24 protein-coding genes are annotated in these 18,032 nt (G+C 41.4%); 5 read left to right on the top strand and 19 right to left on the bottom strand.

Features of this window, described 5'->3' with window-relative positions:
* Positions 1 to 92 precede the first annotated feature (92 nt).
* The 17 genes from SD31_RS11880 to SD31_RS19280 form a co-directional block, all read right to left on the bottom strand.
* Positions 93 to 1,079: a hypothetical protein gene (locus tag SD31_RS11880; protein ID WP_039054286.1), complete on the bottom strand. Its 987-nt coding sequence runs from the start codon at positions 1,077 to 1,079 to the stop codon at positions 93 to 95.
* A 92-nt stretch (positions 1,080 to 1,171) separates the two neighbouring features.
* The gene (locus SD31_RS11875; protein WP_316929866.1) at positions 1,172 to 1,618 is read right to left on the bottom strand and encodes an LptE family protein; all 447 of its coding nucleotides are present in this window, start codon (positions 1,616 to 1,618) and stop codon (positions 1,172 to 1,174) included.
* A gap of 10 nt (positions 1,619 to 1,628) precedes the next feature.
* Complete coding sequence (locus tag SD31_RS11870) at positions 1,629 to 2,894, bottom strand: sigma-54-dependent Fis family transcriptional regulator (RefSeq protein ID WP_039054285.1); 1,266 nt, start codon at positions 2,892 to 2,894, stop codon at positions 1,629 to 1,631.
* 21 nt (positions 2,895 to 2,915) lie between these two features.
* A complete protein-coding gene (gene miaB, locus SD31_RS11865) occupies positions 2,916 to 4,349 on the bottom strand; it encodes a tRNA (N6-isopentenyl adenosine(37)-C2)-methylthiotransferase MiaB (RefSeq protein WP_039054284.1) in 1,434 nt (477 codons plus the stop codon).
* A gap of 145 nt (positions 4,350 to 4,494) precedes the next feature.
* Positions 4,495 to 4,947, bottom strand: a complete 453-nt coding sequence (locus SD31_RS11860; protein ID WP_231561538.1) for an OmpA family protein — start codon at positions 4,945 to 4,947, stop codon at positions 4,495 to 4,497.
* An 11-nt stretch (positions 4,948 to 4,958) separates the two neighbouring features.
* A complete protein-coding gene (locus SD31_RS19305; protein WP_231561537.1) occupies positions 4,959 to 5,183 on the bottom strand; it encodes a hypothetical protein in 225 nt (74 codons plus the stop codon).
* A gap of 102 nt (positions 5,184 to 5,285) precedes the next feature.
* On the bottom strand, positions 5,286 to 5,645 hold the full coding sequence (locus SD31_RS19300) for a hypothetical protein (RefSeq protein ID WP_231561536.1): 360 nt from the start codon (positions 5,643 to 5,645) through the stop codon (positions 5,286 to 5,288).
* Positions 5,608 to 6,045 (bottom strand): carboxypeptidase-like regulatory domain-containing protein, encoded by a 438-nt coding sequence (locus tag SD31_RS19295; RefSeq protein ID WP_231561535.1) that lies wholly within the window; start codon positions 6,043 to 6,045, stop codon positions 5,608 to 5,610. Before SD31_RS19295 ends, SD31_RS19300 begins: the two co-directional genes overlap by 38 nt.
* 55 nt (positions 6,046 to 6,100) lie before the next feature.
* Positions 6,101 to 6,508: a hypothetical protein gene (locus tag SD31_RS11850; RefSeq protein ID WP_039054283.1), complete on the bottom strand. Its 408-nt coding sequence runs from the start codon at positions 6,506 to 6,508 to the stop codon at positions 6,101 to 6,103.
* The gene (rlmD, locus tag SD31_RS11845) at positions 6,487 to 7,920 is read right to left on the bottom strand and encodes a 23S rRNA (uracil(1939)-C(5))-methyltransferase RlmD (protein ID WP_039054282.1); all 1,434 of its coding nucleotides are present in this window, start codon (positions 7,918 to 7,920) and stop codon (positions 6,487 to 6,489) included. Before rlmD ends, SD31_RS11850 begins: the two co-directional genes overlap by 22 nt.
* A 50-nt stretch (positions 7,921 to 7,970) precedes the next feature.
* Positions 7,971 to 8,546: a TetR/AcrR family transcriptional regulator gene (locus tag SD31_RS11840; protein ID WP_039054281.1), complete on the bottom strand. Its 576-nt coding sequence runs from the start codon at positions 8,544 to 8,546 to the stop codon at positions 7,971 to 7,973.
* 2 nt (positions 8,547 to 8,548) lie between these two features.
* Positions 8,549 to 8,950 (bottom strand): hypothetical protein, encoded by a 402-nt coding sequence (locus tag SD31_RS11835; RefSeq protein ID WP_052259013.1) that lies wholly within the window; start codon positions 8,948 to 8,950, stop codon positions 8,549 to 8,551.
* Entirely contained in the window at positions 8,951 to 9,988 is a 1,038-nt protein-coding gene (pheS, locus tag SD31_RS11830; RefSeq protein ID WP_039054280.1) for a phenylalanine--tRNA ligase subunit alpha, read from the bottom strand.
* A gap of 68 nt (positions 9,989 to 10,056) precedes the next feature.
* Entirely contained in the window at positions 10,057 to 10,548 is a 492-nt protein-coding gene (locus tag SD31_RS11825; protein ID WP_039054279.1) for a single-stranded DNA-binding protein, read from the bottom strand.
* 24 nt (positions 10,549 to 10,572) lie between these two features.
* Positions 10,573 to 10,899 carry an NUDIX domain-containing protein gene (locus tag SD31_RS19290; RefSeq protein WP_231561534.1) on the bottom strand — a complete coding sequence of 109 codons (327 nt, stop codon included), beginning with the start codon at positions 10,897 to 10,899 and terminating at the stop codon, positions 10,573 to 10,575.
* Positions 10,900 to 10,912: 13 nt separating this feature from the next.
* Positions 10,913 to 11,203, bottom strand: a complete 291-nt coding sequence (locus SD31_RS19285; protein WP_231561532.1) for a hypothetical protein — start codon at positions 11,201 to 11,203, stop codon at positions 10,913 to 10,915.
* Positions 11,196 to 11,624 carry a hypothetical protein gene (locus tag SD31_RS19280; protein WP_231561530.1) on the bottom strand — a complete coding sequence of 143 codons (429 nt, stop codon included), beginning with the start codon at positions 11,622 to 11,624 and terminating at the stop codon, positions 11,196 to 11,198. The genes SD31_RS19285 and SD31_RS19280 overlap by 8 nt, the downstream gene beginning before the upstream one ends.
* A 465-nt stretch (positions 11,625 to 12,089) precedes the next feature.
* Between SD31_RS19280 and SD31_RS15565 the strand changes: the two genes are divergently transcribed.
* Positions 12,090 to 12,683 (top strand): M23 family metallopeptidase, encoded by a 594-nt coding sequence (locus SD31_RS15565; RefSeq protein WP_052259012.1) that lies wholly within the window; start codon positions 12,090 to 12,092, stop codon positions 12,681 to 12,683.
* Positions 12,684 to 12,697: 14 nt separating this feature from the next.
* On the top strand, positions 12,698 to 14,161 hold the full coding sequence (locus SD31_RS11810) for a WG repeat-containing protein (RefSeq protein ID WP_039054278.1): 1,464 nt from the start codon (positions 12,698 to 12,700) through the stop codon (positions 14,159 to 14,161).
* A 57-nt stretch (positions 14,162 to 14,218) separates the two neighbouring features.
* Here the strand turns inward: SD31_RS11810 and SD31_RS11805 are convergent, their stop codons facing one another.
* The gene (locus tag SD31_RS11805) at positions 14,219 to 15,916 is read right to left on the bottom strand and encodes an ABC transporter ATP-binding protein (protein ID WP_410528262.1); all 1,698 of its coding nucleotides are present in this window, start codon (positions 15,914 to 15,916) and stop codon (positions 14,219 to 14,221) included.
* A 69-nt stretch (positions 15,917 to 15,985) separates the two neighbouring features.
* The gene (truA, locus tag SD31_RS11800) at positions 15,986 to 16,750 is read right to left on the bottom strand and encodes a tRNA pseudouridine(38-40) synthase TruA (protein WP_039054276.1); all 765 of its coding nucleotides are present in this window, start codon (positions 16,748 to 16,750) and stop codon (positions 15,986 to 15,988) included.
* A 100-nt stretch (positions 16,751 to 16,850) separates the two neighbouring features.
* On the opposite strand from truA, the gene SD31_RS11795 reads away from it, so the two are divergent.
* From SD31_RS11795 to SD31_RS11785, 3 genes are all read left to right on the top strand, one after another.
* Positions 16,851 to 17,315, top strand: a complete 465-nt coding sequence (locus SD31_RS11795; protein ID WP_039054275.1) for a DUF4293 domain-containing protein — start codon at positions 16,851 to 16,853, stop codon at positions 17,313 to 17,315.
* Between the two features lie 8 nt (positions 17,316 to 17,323).
* Entirely contained in the window at positions 17,324 to 17,785 is a 462-nt protein-coding gene (locus SD31_RS11790) for a hypothetical protein (RefSeq protein ID WP_156138347.1), read from the top strand.
* A 61-nt stretch (positions 17,786 to 17,846) separates the two neighbouring features.
* The coding region (locus SD31_RS11785; RefSeq protein ID WP_039054274.1) for a transposase at positions 17,847 to 18,032 on the top strand (186 nt) is incomplete at its 3' end.

Genomic DNA, 18,032 nt, shown 5'->3' with positions numbered 1-18,032 from the left:
ATACTTTATAAATTCTTTTCTAATTCTTCAATTTGGCCCGCAAAATACGATTTTTTTTTTCTGGATATTTCAAAATTAATTTTTTGAAAACTTCAATTGGCTTTCAGATACAATCCTTGATTTGCATATATCTTGGCTAACGTCTCTGTCACAAGAGTATAATTGTCTTCCGCGCTCTGACGCGCCATTATTTTCATTATTGATATTTTCCGGTGATGGAGGCTGGATGATAGGATCTTTCTGTATAAATTTCTTCTATAATCTCGGCGCTCTTTTTCGGCGGTTGTAGGAAGCACCGGCTTCTTTTTGACTTCTTTGCTAAGCTTCTCTTCCGGATCCTGCAGATTGATGATATTTTCTTTGATTTGCTGATCCAGTATAGCCTCTTCAATTACCCCAAAATCTACTGGTCCTTTCGACTGGAACGGAAAAGGCAGGTTTCCTACAGCATATGGCTGATAGGTATCAGCGTGCTCCAAACGGGTTTTGTGCAACCACCAACGGAAGCTATAAGGCATCAGCTCGTCGTTGTAAAGGGTAATATTATCCTTTTCAATCTTATCGGTAAGAAAGGTCAGCTTCTGTTTAGGTTCCGGATTACTCTCTTTCTCTTCCTCACTCTTGTTTTCTAATTCTTCAAAAACAAAATAATCGCTGACGACACGTCCTCCCTGCACTAACTTCTCCAACTCTTGCAGGTCGGCATTCTCTTCCTCTTCCTGCGTCGGCACCTCAATTACCGGTTCTTCTTCTGAGAGGACAATATCTTCTACCACTGTCTCTTCCTCTACGGTAGACTCCGTATTCTCTTCCACCACAACAGCTTGTTCCTCCTTCATTACAGGCTTGTGCACATAATTCCATAACCACCCCTCATCATTAGCGTAAAGCAAGGCCAGATTCTTGTTATGAGACTCTTCCTGTACAAGCTTCTTGCGACGCTCGTAAGCAAAAATCAGCGGCTGCGAATAAGGATATTTTATCAGTAGAGCTAAAATATCTTCTTCGGAAAGACTTGTAGGGTCTTGCAGGGCCTGCTTATACATAGAAGGATAAGAGTTGTTTAAGCTTGTCATCATATCAACGGATTACCAGTTAGCGAATGCTCTGTTAAAAATATCCTCCGTAAGCATTTTAATAATTTCCTGATTCAGCTGTGCCTCATAGGCCGTCACGTCCGAGCCCGGAAATTCTTTAAACTGCGTAAAACTCTCTTCAAAGTTGCTCTCCCCTGTAGGTCCAGCTTATTGGTATATTTTACCTTAACAGTAATGCTCAGTCTACTATTTTGTGCTCTATCGTTGTTTCCAGCTCCTATGGATGCCGGGGTGATTGTATAATTGGTAATTACCCCTTCAAAGATGGCGTCCCCGTCGTTGTTCACCTGGCTTAAGGAGGATTGTGTACGGATACGCTCCTTCAACGCTTCGGTAAAATTCTGACTCAACGTAGGGTATACCATAGGTGCCAGATTTTCGAAATATAAGACCGAATAGGTCTTCATATCTTTAGGGATAGAACCCCCGGAAAAACTATACTTTACGCCACAGCTTGCCACTACGCTCAAGAGCAGGACAAAAAAGAAAGCGAAACGTACGTTGTTGCCTTTTCGTGTCATAAACTATAGTCTAATCTAAATTTAAGTCTTTTATTTTTCTATATAAAGTTCTTTCGGAAATTCCCAACTCCTGTGCGGCGGCTTTCCGCTTCCCTTTGTGCTTCTTCAACGCTTTCTTAATAAGATCGGATTCCTTCTCCACCAACGATAGCGACTCTTCTACCTCTTCCGCGTCCAATGTATCCAGAGAAACGTAGTTGGATGGCGTAGTAGAATTCACAGCAGGATTATGGATAATGGTAGGCGTCACGCCACTGCCTTCACGCGAATAAAGCTGATTGGAAGGATTCACCTCGTTATATAGCTTATTGATATACTTGGCATTATGATCAAATGATGCCGCATTGACGCCATTTTGGATAAGCTCTACGACTAGCTTCTTAAGTTCCACCATATCCTTTTTCATGTCAAAAAGAACCTTATAAAGGATATCCCGCTCGGAGAAATCCTCCTTAGATTGCTCCTTGACAAACATAGGTAATGTCGAAGTGGGTTGCTCTGCCGGAATATAACGGCTTAATATAGCTGCATCAATAGTTCTTTCTTTCTCTAGGATAGCAATCTGCTCGGCAATATTTTTCAGCTGTCTTACGTTGCCCGGCCATGAGTAGTTAATCAGCAGCTCCTGCGCATCCGGAGTGAGCTGCACCCCAGGTGTGCGATATTTGTCCGAAAAGTCCACGACAAACTTACGGAACAGCAGATAGATATCTTCTTTTCGTTCCCGCAATGGAGGGATACGTAAAGGAACAGTATTCAAACGATAGTAAAGGTCTTCACGGAACTTTCCACGCTGTACAGCCTCATAGACATCCACGTTGGTCGCCGCCACCACGCGTACGTTGGTCTTCTGCACTTTCGAAGATCCTACACGTATATATTCTCCTGTCTCTAAGATACGTAGCAGACGGGCTTGCGTACTCAACGGCATCTCTCCCACCTCATCCAAAAAGATTGTACCGCCGTCCACCACTTCAAAGTATCCTTTGCGAGACTCATGAGCTCCCGTGAACGCCCCCTTTTCGTGTCCGAAAAGCTCCGAATCGATGGTTCCTTCAGGAATAGCACCGCAGTTTACAGCGATGAAAGGTCCATGCTTACGCGCACTCAGGTGATGTATAATCTGGGAAAAAACTTCCTTACCGGAACCGCTCTCCCCTTGGATAAGCACAGAAATATCTGTTGGTGCCACCTGACGCGCAATGTCTATAGCACGATTTAGTAACGGTGAGTTACCAATAATACCAAATCTATTTTTGATGTCTTGAATGTCCACTGTTACCTCCCCAGTTTAACGTTAGTCAACAATCCTTCCGATCAAAGTAGCTGACGTACAGCTTTCACCAAGCACATTTACGTAATCTCCTACTTTGAAACGCGGATCTACCGGGAAAACCACCATAGTATTTTGGTCATTACGGCCGCAGTAGTCGCTGTCCGAACGTTTTGAATAACCTTCTATCAAAACTTTCTGAACTTTACCCACATACTGTTGGATACGTTCCAAACTATGTTCAAGCTGTTTGTTTACCACCTCTGTAAGACGACGCTTTTTAACTTCTTCAGGAATATCATCCTCATAGCGTTTTGCAGCCAATGTTCCCGGACGTTCTGAATAAGCAAACATGTAAGCGAAGTCATACTTCACATAATCCATCATGGATAAAGTGTCAGCATGTTCTTCTTCCGTTTCTGTACAGAAGCCGGTGATAATATCCGTAGAAATCGCACACTCCGGAATGATACGGCGGATAGCATCCACACGTTCCATATACCACTCTCTGTCGTAGGTACGGTTCATCAACTTCAAAATGCGCGAGTTACCAGACTGAACCGGCAAGTGTATATATTTACATATATTCTCATATTTTGCCATGGTATACAACACCTCATCCGTAATATCTTTAGGATGTGAGGTAGAGAAGCGAACACGCAAATCAGGACTTACCTGCGCTACCATTTCCAACAGCTTAGCGAAATTTATTGTAGGCTGAGGCTCCTGACCTTCCTCTACTTTTGGCGTGTACTTGTATGAGTCCACGTTTTGCCCCAATAGGGTCACCTCACGATAGCCCGCGTTAAACAGATCCTGCGCTTCCTTCACGATGGACGCGGCATCCCTGCTGCGTTCACGACCCCGCGTAAAAGGAACGACACAAAACGAACACATATTGTCACAGCCTCTCATAATAGAGATAAAAGCCGTAACACCGTTTGAGTTCAGACGTACCGGACTGATATCCGCATAGGTCTCTTCTCTAGACAACAACACATTAACGGCCTTATGCCCTTCTTCCACCTTATTGATAAGGTTTGGAAGATCTCTGTAGGCATCCGGACCTACCACAATATCTACTAACTTTTCTTCTTCTAAGAACTTGGATTTAAGGCGTTCTGCCATACAGCCCAATACGCCGACGATCATGCCTGGCTTTCTATTTTTTGCCGCCTCAAACTCTTTCAAGCGGTTACGAACACGCTGCTCGGCATTCTCACGAATAGAACACGTATTGATGAATACTACATCGGCCTCTTTATAGTCTTTCGTCGTTTCAAACCCCTGATCGATCAATATAGAAGCTACGATTTCGCTATCAGAGAAGTTCATCTGACAACCGTAGCTTTCGATATATAGTTTTCTACCGTCAGACTTGCCTGTAGGCGCTAGCTCCACAGCCTCTCCCTGACGAGACTCATCGTGTGTCTTAGTAGTATGTAATAAATCTAACATAGCTTAATATAAAAGACTACAAATTTATAAATAAAATATTAAAATCTGTGACAGAATGTCAGAGCTTACGATATTTTAACATTTATAAAAAAGAAAGGCGACGGAAATTGCCGACGCCCTCTTAAACCAAGTCTTTATACTAATCTTATTGATTTGCCATGCGTTTAGCTTCTTCTTGCATTTTTTTGCTGGCAACGATAACGATTTCCACACGACGGTTTAATGCACGTCCTTCTTCAGTATCGTTAGAAGCGATAGGCTCCGAATAGTTTTTACCTTCAGTTCTGATACGGCTGCTTGCCAATCCTTGTGCTACAGCATAATCTCTTACTGCTTTTGCTCTACCCTCTGAAACCTTTTGGTTGGCAGCCAGAGTACCTACATTATCCGTATGACCTAATACCAAAATTTCTGTGTCAGGTTCTTTGTTTAATGTCTCAACAAGCTTAGCAATATTGGATTTGGCATTGCTTTTCAAAGCTGTGCTGTTAAAGTCGAACAAGATTCCTGAGTCAAATTTCACCAAAATTCCTTCCCCTACTTGCTCAACCTCTGCACCTGCAACGGTATTTTCGATTTCTTTGGCCTGCTTGTCCATACGTTTACCAATTAACGTACCTGCAGCTCCACCGATGCAGCCCCAGCAATAGCACCGATAGCAGTGTTACCTGCCTTACTACCTATCAAAGCACCGATACCTGCACCAGCAGTAGTACCGATTACCGCTCCCTTAGTTGTGTTACTAGTATTTTGTATAGTTTCACAGCTTGCCAACAACATTGCAGATGTAGCCAATGACAGACCATATACTGCTAATTTTCTATTCACTTTCATACTTATAATGTTTATCAAATTTCCTACTAAACGTTTTTCATAGAATTTTGAAACAAAGGTAGTGCCAATATTCTAATGTATTTATTTCAACAAACAAGAATATTAATTGTTTTGTGGCGGAATCTCTAATTTAGGCAGCTTCTCTGGTGCCGGTCTGCCATTGGCGTCCCAAGCCTTGAAGGATTTGTTGATGTATTCGAGTAAATCGTACTGCCCCCATTTACTTACCTGATCATACGTAGGACGATACAACTCCATAAAATGTTCTAGTTCCTCCCCTTGCAGGCCCGTAACTTTTGTGACCGCTTCTTTATTGAAAATCCGGTCTACAGCCATGGCGTCCAATTCCCTGCTCATAAATTTTTCGAAGCGTTTCATATTCTTAGCATCTTTACCGAAAAGGTTGTACAGGGCAGTGGCAGGACTATTGAGGTAGGTTCCTAGCGTTATTTTTGCCTCCATTATAAATTCCCTTTTTAGAATAATCGCGTAAGATATCTTCCATATCCTGGCGTTTGGAGCGACGGGCTATGACAACCTCCTCCAACATGATGCCCGGCTGCATCTCTAAAAGGATATCATCGTTTGAATAGATGACTGTCTTCAACGGTCCATATCCTACTTTGGTGATAGACAGCGTATCTCCTACAGCAGCTTCTATATAAAAGACACCAAAAGCGTTAGTAAATACTACACGCTTGGTTCTTGTGTTTACAACGTTAACGTCTGATATTCGTTTGCCTGTACCTTTCTCCAAAACCAGTCCCGATACTTTAGGCAATTCCGACACCTGCGCTTCCACCTGTTGGACGAACAGAAGCAGCGCCAATGCCACGAATATGTATGCTAAAATCCTTTTCATTGACATCTAAAGTAATCAATTTATTGGACTAAGTTTTGTTAAAAAGTTTTAAAGTTTACCTATAAGGATAGAACACATAATTTGCTCCTTCAGGCACCACGACAAACACACACATGTATCGCTTTGGATCTTTATAACTTTTCTCGAAGACGGATTTTTTGGACTCTTGGATAATACCTCTTTCTAAGAATTCCTCCACGGAAGAAGCATAGATAGACCAATTGGTGCTAAGCTCTTTTTTATCCAGCATCAGCTCACCTATGGTAACCTCATGCTGCGTAGCGATAAAAATGGGCTTGTCCGTATATTTTTCTGCAATCATCTCATCAGCCATCTCTTTGATGGAGTCACTGTAGAAATCCAAATCCACTTTAAGGCTTTGCAAAGGACTTGGCTTACTGGCAGGCTGTCCGTCCGAGCCGGACACATTTCCACTAAGGTTCAATAATTCCGAAAGATCCATCTTACTTTTTTAATTTTAATAGTACCTACATTTTCGACATGTTGCGTCTGAGGGAACATATCCACCGGCTTGATGCGTGCCACCTCATACTTGGCCGAAAGCATTTCTAGATCGCGGGCTTGTGTGGCGGCATTACAGCTTACATATACCACTTTTGGCGCCTCCATTTCCAAGATACGGTTTACCACATCAGCATGCATCCCTGCCCTTGGAGGGTCGGTAATCACTACATCCGGCTTACCGTGCTCTGCCACAAACTCAGCTGTAAGCACGTCTTTCATATCTCCGGCATAAAATTTCGTGTTGGTAATTCCGTTAATCTCAGAATTAATCTTGGCGTCTTCTATCGCCGAAGGAACATATTCTACTCCCACGACCTCTTTAGCATATTTAGCTACAAAGTTGGCGATGGTGCCGGCACCGGTATAGAGGTCGTACACCAGCTCATCACCCTTAAGGTCTGCAAACTCACGCGCTATTTTATAAAGCTCGTAAGCCTGCTTCGAATTAGTCTGATAAAAGGACTTAGGTCCAACCTTAAATTTAAGTCCTTCCATCTCCTCGAAGATATAATCTCTTCCCTTATACACATATATTTCTTGGTCAAAGATGGTGTCGTTCCGTTTCTGGTTGACGATATAGAGCAAAGAGGTGATGGCAGGAAACTTTTGAGCCACAAAATCCATAAGCTGCTCAATCTGCCCCTCTTCCGGATAGGCAAACACCACAATAACCATAATTTCACCCGTTGAGGATGTGCGTATAATCAGATTACGCAATGCCCCTTCATGCTGACGAAGGTCATAGAAGCTGATGCCGTTGGCGACAGCAAACTCCTTGATGCTGTTTCGTAAGTCGTTGGAAGGATCTTGCTGAAGGTAACAGTGCTTGATATCCAATATCTTGTCGAAGCGCCCCGGCACATGGAAACCTAAAGCGTTCAAGGTTTCCGGTGTCACAACCTCATCCTGACTGGTAAGCCATCTCTTGTTGGAAAAAGTAAACTCCAACTTATTGCGGTAATAGGTAGTCTGCTCCGAGCCTAGGATATCCTCCATAGACGATGTGTCTACCTTACCTATGCGACTCAACGCATTATCCACATATTGCTGTTTGAACTTTAATTGGGCCTCATAGCTCATGTGCTGCCACTTGCATCCCCCACACACCCCAAAATGCGGACAGAAAGGCTCAATACGATAAGGAGAATCCTTTACGATAGAAGTAACCCTACCTTCAGCAAAGTTCTTCTTCTTACGCCGGAGCTCTACTTCAACCACATCGCCCGGGATAGCTTTTTCAATGAAAAGTACCAATTCGTCGTGTCTACCAACACCTTTGCCCTCTTCAGCAATATCAATTATTTCAATATTTTGAAGGAATTTTTTGTCTTGCGGTATTCTTCTGCCCATAGGGTACAAAAATACACTTTTTAATCGCAATTAAGGAATTAGCACAGCATCTATGCTAAAGTAGCTTCCACAAGATAAGGTAGTATTTCTTTCTGGAAAGAAATGAAATTTTTGCGTACATCAGCCTCCGTAACAGCTGTGAAGGCAAAGGAAAACACTATGTTTTTGCTGGATTTGATGAGAAAGGTAAGTTTCTCCTCCGGCACTGTGGAGGCTATAATCTCATTCTTGATGAATGAACTCAAAAGTAGAAACTCGAGGTCGTCGGACAACGTTTTGAGATACTCCTGGGCATTGGTAGATTCACGGATGAATTCCCATCCCACAAATTCATTACATACGGTATAAGTAACGCGGCTGACTTTGAGAATGGTGGACATCAGAAATGAAGCAAGATCTTCTCCCTGCACCCGTAATGACAGGATATCTTCCACATTTTCGCGGATGTAGTCCATCAGCACTTCATGGAGGATAAGCTCTTTGGATGGAAAAAATTTATAAACAGTAGCTTTGGAAATATGTGCCTGCTTGGCCAGCTGGTTCATGTTAGTCTTATTGTATCCGTACTTGCGGAACAACTCTCGGGCAGCTCTTTTGATTGATAATACAACGTCTTCCGGGCTCATATTCAATTGCTAATCACATATAGATTCCCGCTCTTCATCACCCGATACTGATATAAGGGGCATTCGGCAAGATAAGAAGGAGAACCATCATATAACAACCATCGCGCTCCTGACAAGGGATCCACAGCTTCCATCCCCTCTACTTCCAATTTATTGTTCAAATAAGAATCTTCTGAAGCACAGCGATCAAATGCCAGTACCCTATCCCCATTATTGTACAAGATAAGGCCGCAACGACCTCCTTCATCATACACCCATCCCTGTGCTTTGGATACTATCAGGCTCTTTTCAAGTGTTAATGTTTTGTTTACAATTATGTTAGAAACAAAATTGCATCCCGATTTTTTACAACTGATAAACAATATCACAAAAACCAGGGATGCAATCTGTTTTATAGGAATCATCTAAATAATCTCTGTCTCAAATTGGGATAAGAAACGTACGTCATTCTCCGAGAAAAGACGTAAATCTTTAATTTCGTATTTAAGGTTGGTAATACGTTCAATACCCATACCAAAGGCAAATCCCGAATATTTCTTGCTGTCTATACCACAGTTTTCCAATACGTTAGGATCTACCATTCCGCATCCCAAAATTTCTACCCATCCGGACCCTTTACATAGGTTACATCCATCGCCTTTACAGATTGTACAAGAGATGTCCATCTCTGCCGATGGTTCTGTGAAAGGGAAATACGAAGGACGGAAACGCACTTTTGTGCCCTCACCAAAAAGCTCTTGCACAAAGTGGAACAAGGTCTGCTTCAGGTCAGCAAAAGAAACGTTCTCATCTACATAAAGTCCTTCTACCTGATGGAAGAAACAGTGAGCACGTGCTGAGATAGCCTCATTGCGGTATACACGTCCCGGCATGATAGCTCTGAATGGCGGCTTTCCTGCCTCCATTAGACGCACCTGAACCGATGAAGTATGCGTACGTAAAGCAATGTCGTTGCCTTCCTGCTTCTTAATGAAGAAGGTGTCCTGCATATCACGGGCAGGGTGTTCCGGAGGGAAGTTCAAAGCCGAGAAGTTGTGCCAGTCATCTTCGATTTCTGGACCTTCAGCAACCACGAAGCCCAATTTTTTAAATATCTCTACAATCTCTTTACGCACCAACGACAGCGGGTGACGAGACCCAAGTTGAAATCCTTCTCCAGGAAGTGTTAAATCTTCTTCCTCTCTTTTATGAACTTTTGCAGTATGAGCAAATTGAGATTGAGCCTCCTGAAATTTCGCTTCAGCCAACTGTTTCAGCTCATTCAAAACTTTACCTAAAGTCCTCTTCTCTTCAGGCGAAACAGTCTTGAACTCTTCAAACAATTCTTTGATAATACCTTTTGAAACTAAAAATTTCAATCGGAAACTTTCTACATCAGCAGCAGATGCCGGTGCAAACTGTTCAACCTCTTTCGTATACTGCGCTATCTTATCTTGCAACATAATATTCAAAGATACGGCAAAAAATAAACTTTTGGAGAAAGGTTATTCAAAAAATTTGCTAGCACAGCTTAAAATGGAAGACCGTCATCTCCCTCATTTTCTGTAAAATCAACCGACTGTTCGGAAATCTGCTGTCCTTCATTAGTGGTATTTGTATTCGATGGAGCTGTTGCACTCTGTGCCGCCCCCGCGTTGGAGCCTCCCTGCTGCGTGTTAGGCCCCTCAAAGTCCGAACGTCTGCCAAGAATATTGAAGCTTTCAGCCACAACCTCCGTAGTATATCTTCTTATACCCTCTTTATCTTCATAAGAGCGTGTTCGTAATTTACCTTCGATATATACTAATCTTCCTTTAGAAAGATATTTGGCAGCAACATCAGCCAGTCCTCTCCACATTACGATATTGTGCCATTCGGTCTGCTCCACTTTTTTGCCATCTTTGTTAAAAGTTTCCGACGTTGCCAACGGAAAGCTTGCTACACTCACATTTCCTTCAAGATAGCGCAATTCAGGATCTTTGCCCAAGTGTCCTACTAGAATAACTTTGTTAACGCTCGACATAATAATTTAGAGTTTATTAATTGATTAGTTTAACATATACTTATCGATAAACGTGAAAATAAGTTTATGCTTAGCTAATTTATCTAAATTTTCCGAATTATAATAACACCAATTCGCTTTTTTTTGCTCCAAATCAACTGGTTTTATTATCCTATAAAAGTTAGCAAAAATATTCTGATGACTCAAGACATGTTTGACAGTTTTTCCGATTTGATACACTTCTGAAGAGCCAAAATGTTGTTTAAACGCATCGGTTTCCACCAGTTCTTCCTGTGTCAATAGCTGCTCGGTCTCTATCAGCGGAAACTCAAAGAGATTAGCCCACACATCTCCTTCAGGACGCTGGGACATGAGGATGCCATTTTCATTCTCTAATGATAAAATAGTTGAAATAGCGGTTTCTACTAGCTTTGCCCTTAATCTTCTTGGGCAGCGCACTCACCACGCCCTGCTGCAGGGCAGCACACTCATAACGAAAGATGCAGGAGAAGCACACCGGACCTTTAGGCTTACATACCATAGCCCCAAAATCCATTATAGCCTGATTATATAAACCGGGCTGCTCAGCAGACATCATCTCTGCAGCAACTTCTGAAAAGACTTTCTTACCCTGCGTAGTATTTATCGGCACATCAATAGCTAGATATCTACTCAAAACACGAAAAACAATTGCCGTCCAATACAGCTCTTTTCTCGCCCGCAGAAAAGGAAGCTATAGCAGAAGCCGTATATTCTCCCACACCGGATAGCTTAATTACCTTATCATAAGCCGCAGGAAACTCCCCTCCATATAACTCCATTACCATCTTTGCGGCCTTATGCATATTACGTGCCCTCGAATAGTATCCTAACCCCTGCCATAATCGCAAAACCTCTTCCTCTTCGGCTCTAGCAAAAGCCTCTACGGTAGGAAAAGCTTCCACAAATCGATAAAAATACGGCATTCCCTGTTCCACCCTAGTCTGCTGAAGGATAATTTCCGAAAGCCAGATGATATAAGGATCTTTTGTGTTTCTCCAAGGCAAATCACGCCCATTTTCTGCATACCAAGACAACAACTTTTGTGCAAAAGACATACGCAAATATCACATATTTTTAACACAATTTAACACCAACGCATTGATTCTCAACAACAACAAGTTGAATATTAGAGGAATAATTTTGTACTTTTGCTTTCGCCTATAAAAAATTTACTATAAAACAAACAAGGTTAATGTTTAAAAAAAAATTCATCTGTACAAATCAGTATAGAAGGTAATAAAAATAAATGTTTAGAAATACCTACCGTCGTCATCAAATATTGGAAAACAATCTTACTATCTTCAATAGCTGCTATCATCCTCACCGTAGGCATCATAGCTCATCTTTCCGCACAAAAAAAAGCTCGAGAACTTGACAAAAAGTACGCAGAGGTATTTCGACAGCTGTATGAAAAAAGCAAAAGTATAAGTACCACTCAGCTAGAAAATGAAAAAGAAATTTCTGACGTCAAAAAAACGCTTAACAAAATAGACTCTACTATATCCATCATAAATAAAAAGATGCAGAAACGAGGACTTAAAACCTTACCCCTTGCTAACAGTGGTGGACCAGTAGAAGAAGACAATGGGGATATATCTCTTCTTAGTGAATATTACACCAACTTAGTGCTGGAGGTAGAAAAAAAATTGGCCACCACACCGCTAGGAAGACCACACCAAGGTGTCATAACTTCTAGATTTGGCTACCGCCGCAATCCTTTTACCAATAGAGGAAGAGAAATGCATTCCGGCATAGACTTTAAAGGCAAAATCGGAGAACCCGTACGTGTAACAGCAGACGGAAAAGTTACTTTCGCAGGCTATGAAGGTGACTATGGTTATGTGGTTAAAGTCAAACATAAAAACGGATATGAAACCCGCTATGCGCATCTCATCCGCCCGTTGGTAAATAAAAATCAAAAAGTAGAAGCCGGAACTCCTATTGGTTTATTAGGAAATACAGGACGTAGTACTGGCCCACACCTTCACTACGAAATCCTAAAAAACAACAAAAAAATCAATCCAGAAAAATATCTAAAGCTTCTGACATATAACATCAACCTTATATCTTTAAAAAGAAGAAGCTTTATTTATTTCTTTTTGCCATATTTGTGATAAAATAAATTTTTATGAAAAATATTTTATCACTTGTTGCCATAATTTTATTTTCATTAAACTCCTTTGCCCAACAGAATCCAACCTACAAAATAGAATATAGATTTGTTGTGGATCCTAAGTTGATGGAGCTTAGCGAAGAAGATCTTAATGAATCTCAGAAAGTGCTGCTTGCCGCAGTAATGATGATTCAGGTCTTTCAGGAGGATGATAAACCGCTGGCAGAGGTTTGGGGAAATAAAGAGTTTGTCAAGGCACAAAGTAATCTATCTTCTAATCAATTTGAACTTACCGACAAAAAAAACAATATTCAATATTTGGTTTATCCTGCTTCAACACAGTACTATAAAAACGAAAGACCTGAAAATGTGCCCTTAGCGTTGGCGGAAGAACTCGAAAATTCCGACAATGAGCTTCCCTTTGAATTCACTGACCAAACTAAAGAAATAGCAGGCTACACCTGTAAGCTGGCCAAAATGATTTTTGAGGAGGAAGAGGCCCCTAACACGCCTATTACTTTGGAAGTCTGGTACACAGAAAAATTACCTTCTGTATATTGGGGAGAATACTATTACCTGAAAAATATCCCTGGAGCAGCGTTAGAAATAACCACTATGGGAATAGGCATCTCAGCTGACAAAGTGGCCATTGACAACAGTCCCAACCTCTTCGATATACCTGACCATTACACACAAATAGAAAGTCCTTTGGAAAGAGATTTCCTGTCTATGGACCCCACCGCAGATAAAGAAAAAGAGTATTTCTTGGCCGATAACAGAACGGCTTTCCTTGATGAAGAAAAAGACCTTTATGGCATAAAAGACAGTGAAGGAAAAATAGTCCTCGCCCCTCAGTTTTCCTACATTCAAACTTTTGAGGACGACATGGCTGTAGTGATAGACGAGAACTCTTACTACGGACTTATAGACATCAATGGCAAATCCATCATTTCCCCAAAATATGAATCTTTGACCTACAACCCGCAAGATAAAACATTGGCATTCACATTGGATGAGAAGGCCGGAATTATGAACCTTCAAGGCAAAATACTTATTCCAAACGAATATGAATATATCAACTTCTTTAGTGATGAGGGAAGAGCCATAGCCACCAAGGACGGGAAATATGGAGTCATAGACCTACAAAATAAGACCGTTGTTCCTTTTCAATATCCTGCAATCGTCGAAATAGTCGAAAACCGCTTTATTGTTAGCGAAGAGGATGACAGTTATTCTCTATACTCTTTGGAAGGAGATAAGAAAGCATCCTTTGATTACATCATGTACGCCAAAGAGAAAGAAATCTTTATTGTCATCCAAAATGAAAAATATGGATTTATCAACGCAGACGGAAAAGTGATAATCCCTCTTCAATATGAATATGCAACTCCTTTCGAAAAGGGACTTGCAGAAGTATATAAACAAGGGGCGGAAAATTCTGTTTTTATAAACACCAAAGGAGAAATAGTCCAGAAATAAACATAAAGAGCAAAAGGCCTGATACTATCAGGCCTTTTGCTCTTATAAACAGTTTGCTCATATTCCCGCTGAAGAGAACTGCAAATCGTATAATTTCTTGTAATAGCCGTCCAGTGCCAACAATTCCTGATGGGATCCCATTTCCTTGATTTCCCCTTTATCCAGGACAATAATCTTATCCGCTTTCTGAATCGTTGACAGTCTATGAGCAATGACTATAGAGGTTCTTCCCTCCATGAGATTATCTATTGCCGACTGGATGAGAAGTTCTGTTTCAGTATCAATAGAAGACGTTGCCTCATCCAAAATAAGAATCCTAGGATCATGTACCAAAGCCCGAATAAAAGAAACCAACTGGGCTTGTCCCGCAGATAAGGTTGCTCCGCGTTCCTGTACCTGATAATCAAAACCTCCCGGAAGACGCATGATGAAATCATATGCTCCCACTCGTTTGGCAGCACCGACAATCTGTTCATCCGTGATTTCCTTATTACTCAACGTAATATTGTTTCTTACGCTGTCTGAAAACAGAAATACATCCTGCAATACTGTGGCAATATGTTTTCGCAGAAACGACAATTCATAGTCTCTAATATCTACGCCGTCCAGCAAAATCTGTCCTTTCTGTATTTCGTAGAAGCGACTAAGTATATTTATCGTCGAGGACTTACCAGCGCCAGTAGCTCCTACCAATGCCAATGTCTCTCCCGGTTTCACTTTGAAGCTGACATCCTTCAACACCCACTTATCATCATTGTAGGCAAACCACACATTCTTAAATTCAATCTCACCCCGGATATGCTCAGGTTGATACGTTCCGGAATTAGGTGTGAACTCATCCGTATCCAAGACATCAAAAATACGTTCGGCAGACACCATGCCCATCTGTAAGGTGTTAAACTTATCGATAAGCTCACGAATAGGACGAAAGATCATATTGATATACATCAGGAAGGCCACCACAACACCCGGAGATATCACATCGGCCAACACCTGCTTGGAACCATACCATACTAACAAACCTGTAGCTATGGCGATGATAATTTCCAAAACAGGAAAGAAAATAGAGAAATACCAGTTAGCTCGGATATGGGCATTTCTATGCTCCTTGTTAATGTCATCAAACTTTTTCATCTCCTGCTCTTCTCGAGCAAAATATTGAATGACAGCCATACCGGAGATATGCTCCTGCAGGAACGTATTCAGATTGGACACCCATAGACGCACCCCTTGAAAGGCTGATTTCATTGCCTCTTTGAAAACATAGGTGGCAGCGATCATCAGTGGCATAGGTATAAGCACAATAAGTGTCAGCCGCCAATCTGTATAGAACATGACCCCTAAGATTACTACAAGCTGTAAAAGATCTCCAATAATCTGAATCAGTCCTTCAGAGAAAATATTAGCAATAGTCTCCAAATCGGAAATCGTTCGGGTGATAAGTCTCCCAATCGGGGTATTATCAAAATATTTTAGACGTAGATTGGTAATATGCTCAAATACTTGAATACGTATGTCGCGTATGACGGACTGTCCTAAGGTGTTGGTCATCAATGTATGAAAATAACGAATTACGGTCTGTGCTACCAGCAACAACAGCATGACCAACAACATCATGTTAAGCCCTTCGTAACGACCGGTAAGGATGTAATTGTCCAGCGTATATTCAATAAGCATAGGAAGGGCGGGAGCAACAGCAGCCAAAAGTATAGTGAGTACTACAGACACCCAAAAGATGGTCCTGTAGGGACGCATATACTTTGTCAATCTACTTAACAGCTTACTGTCGTACGCCTTTCCCGAAATCTTTTCTTCTCTCAAAATTTACCTCTCTTGAATATATGGATAAACAACACGTGTTAAATATAAGCCATGCGCCGGCACGGAAACCCCTGCTTTCGAACGACTTTTACTTTCCAACACTTCTGTCAAAAAAGATATAGACTTGCCCTTCAGCCCTATTTCCAACAAGGTACCTACAATAGCGCGCACCATATTCCGCAAAAAACGGTCCGCCGTAATATGGAAAACAAGATTTCCTTCTTTTTGTTCCCATCGGGCTTCCTTTATCGTACAGATAGTAGTAAACACCTGTGTGTTGGACTTGCTGAAGCAGGCAAAATCTTTGGTTCCTAACAACAGCTTTGCAGCTTCATTCATCTTTTCTACGTCCGGCACGTCACGCACAAACCACGATTTATTGATTAAGAACGGATCTTTCTGATGATGGATATGATATTCGTACGAACGTTCCGTGGCATCAAAACGAGCATGAGCCTCCGACAACACAGGAATTATCCTTCTCACCGCAATATCATAGGGCAACAAGGCATTCAAAGCCAGCAAGGCTCTGTCAGGAACGTCCACAAGCATTCCATTCGCACTATCGAAATGCACATAGAGCTGTCGTGCATGTACGCCCGTATCCGTACGTCCTGCCCCCACCGTTTCTACCTCCTCCCGCAAAAAAGTCTTTAAGGCTTGGTTTAATTTTTCCTGAACGGAAACAGCATTCGGCTGCACCTGCCATCCATGATAGGCTGTCCCATCATAGGCTATCTCCAAAAAAAACCTTTTTTTCTCGTTCACACAACAAAGGTAAAAAAATACTGCCTTCGTCATGATAGAACAAAGTCATATTTCTGTGGTTTATACTATATTTGTATTACTGTCATTAGATTGAAACAATATGATACAACGCATTCAAACAATTTGGTTGCTTTTAGCAACGGTAGTAATCTTAGGACTTTTTATTTTCCCTTACTTAAATTACGACTTAGAAGATCTAGGCAAAAAACTTTTTGTTACTGGAGAATATTCTGCTGTCAACAATGAATCCGTAAAACAAAATATCCTACAGACATTGGGTACTATCGTAGTAGCCTTGGTACCTCTCATCACCATCTTTCAATTCAAAAACAGAAAATTGCAGATTAAATTAATCTATCTATCCATAGCGCTTGTGGTACTGTTGGGCGTGTGGATGTACTTCACCGCTACATCTACCTTGCAACTTATCTCCCAAAGCTTCGGAGCAAATAATATTGGTGTAGGTTTCTTTCTATTGCCTGTAGCGATAATCTTATTAGCCATGGCATTAGGAGGAATCCGAAAAGATGAAAAATTAATCCGATCGGCAGACCGATTACGTTAAAAATAGCTATGAAACGATGCTTCCTCTTTCTTGTGGGTTTCCTGTCGCTCAGCCTAAGTGTCCATGCTCAAGATACCAAGGAAAGAAATTCCATAGATATTAATGAGATTGAGGTATGGACCAAAAGTGTACATCTGTCGGCAAACGGAGATACTGCTATCGTGGAGCTATACTTACAATCTTATCTCAAAAATCCACGGGAATTCAAAATGAATACCTTTGCCAGTGGTCTGCTCAACGGACAGGAAAAACCTATGTGGTATCATTCCATGCAAATAGGCAAGGTCGTAGTTCGCATAGAAGACCGTCAAAATTATCTGCATTATCTCTTAACAAGAGATGAACCGGTATTACTGACCATAAAAACGCCAGGATGGAAAAAACAATGGGGTAAGCCGCAACAGCTAAAACTGGCAATAGAAGATTTTCAAGAACCGGGAAAAATTTTGGAATACGTCATTGACTTATAAAAATAAAGGCCTTGAAATTAGACATGCCCCAAAAAGTTAGACACTTATTTGGGGCATTTTTATGAGTAAAAAACAGAAGTATAATTTCAATTTTAAGTTACGTCTAGTAACCACTATTCTACGAGGTAAAGACAGTATTGGAAGCCTTGCAAAGCGAGAAGGATTAAGTAAATCGAATTTACAATTTTGGCTTAGGCTTTACCAAAATTATGGCAAGCAAGGCTTGCAAGGTGTAGCCAAAAAATCA

Source organism: Sphingobacterium sp. T2, from assembly GCF_000814685.1.
GTDB lineage: Bacteria > Bacteroidota > Bacteroidia > Sphingobacteriales > Sphingobacteriaceae > Sphingobacterium > Sphingobacterium thermophilum.
The sequence above is the reverse complement of the archived record's forward strand: the minus strand, read 5'-3'. Positions and strand labels throughout refer to the sequence as shown.

What these genes read in the sequence shown, in the direction of transcription:
- SD31_RS11880 (WP_039054286.1), bottom strand. Translation starts at nt 1,079, where the DNA reads ATGATGACAAGCTTAAACAACTCTTATCCTTCTATGTATAAGCAGGCC.
- SD31_RS11875 (WP_316929866.1), bottom strand. Translation starts at nt 1,618, where the DNA reads ATGACACGAAAAGGCAACAACGTACGTTTCGCTTTCTTTTTTGTCCTG.
- miaB (WP_039054284.1), bottom strand. Translation starts at nt 4,349, where the DNA reads ATGTTAGATTTATTACATACTACTAAGACACACGATGAGTCTCGTCAG.
- SD31_RS11860 (WP_231561538.1), bottom strand. Translation starts at nt 4,947, where the DNA reads ATGGACAAGCAGGCCAAAGAAATCGAAAATACCGTTGCAGGTGCAGAG.
- SD31_RS19305 (WP_231561537.1), bottom strand. Translation starts at nt 5,183, where the DNA reads ATGAAAGTGAATAGAAAATTAGCAGTATATGGTCTGTCATTGGCTACA.
- SD31_RS19300 (WP_231561536.1), bottom strand. Translation starts at nt 5,645, where the DNA reads ATGGAGGCAAAAATAACGCTAGGAACCTACCTCAATAGTCCTGCCACT.
- SD31_RS19295 (WP_231561535.1), bottom strand. Translation starts at nt 6,045, where the DNA reads ATGAAAAGGATTTTAGCATACATATTCGTGGCATTGGCGCTGCTTCTG.
- SD31_RS11850 (WP_039054283.1), bottom strand. Translation starts at nt 6,508, where the DNA reads ATGGATCTTTCGGAATTATTGAACCTTAGTGGAAATGTGTCCGGCTCG.
- rlmD (WP_039054282.1), bottom strand. Translation starts at nt 7,920, where the DNA reads ATGGGCAGAAGAATACCGCAAGACAAAAAATTCCTTCAAAATATTGAA.
- SD31_RS11840 (WP_039054281.1), bottom strand. Translation starts at nt 8,546, where the DNA reads ATGAGCCCGGAAGACGTTGTATTATCAATCAAAAGAGCTGCCCGAGAG.
- SD31_RS11835 (WP_052259013.1), bottom strand. Translation starts at nt 8,950, where the DNA reads ATGATTCCTATAAAACAGATTGCATCCCTGGTTTTTGTGATATTGTTT.
- pheS (WP_039054280.1), bottom strand. Translation starts at nt 9,988, where the DNA reads ATGTTGCAAGATAAGATAGCGCAGTATACGAAAGAGGTTGAACAGTTT.
- SD31_RS11825 (WP_039054279.1), bottom strand. Translation starts at nt 10,548, where the DNA reads ATGTCGAGCGTTAACAAAGTTATTCTAGTAGGACACTTGGGCAAAGAT.
- SD31_RS19290 (WP_231561534.1), bottom strand. Translation starts at nt 10,899, where the DNA reads ATGTCCCAGCGTCCTGAAGGAGATGTGTGGGCTAATCTCTTTGAGTTT.
- SD31_RS19280 (WP_231561530.1), bottom strand. Translation starts at nt 11,624, where the DNA reads ATGTCTTTTGCACAAAAGTTGTTGTCTTGGTATGCAGAAAATGGGCGT.
- SD31_RS15565 (WP_052259012.1), top strand. Translation starts at nt 12,090, where the DNA reads ATGCAGAAACGAGGACTTAAAACCTTACCCCTTGCTAACAGTGGTGGA.
- SD31_RS11810 (WP_039054278.1), top strand. Translation starts at nt 12,698, where the DNA reads ATGAAAAATATTTTATCACTTGTTGCCATAATTTTATTTTCATTAAAC.
- SD31_RS11805 (WP_410528262.1), bottom strand. Translation starts at nt 15,916, where the DNA reads ATGCGTCCCTACAGGACCATCTTTTGGGTGTCTGTAGTACTCACTATA.
- SD31_RS11795 (WP_039054275.1), top strand. Translation starts at nt 16,851, where the DNA reads ATGATACAACGCATTCAAACAATTTGGTTGCTTTTAGCAACGGTAGTA.
- SD31_RS11790 (WP_156138347.1), top strand. Translation starts at nt 17,324, where the DNA reads ATGAAACGATGCTTCCTCTTTCTTGTGGGTTTCCTGTCGCTCAGCCTA.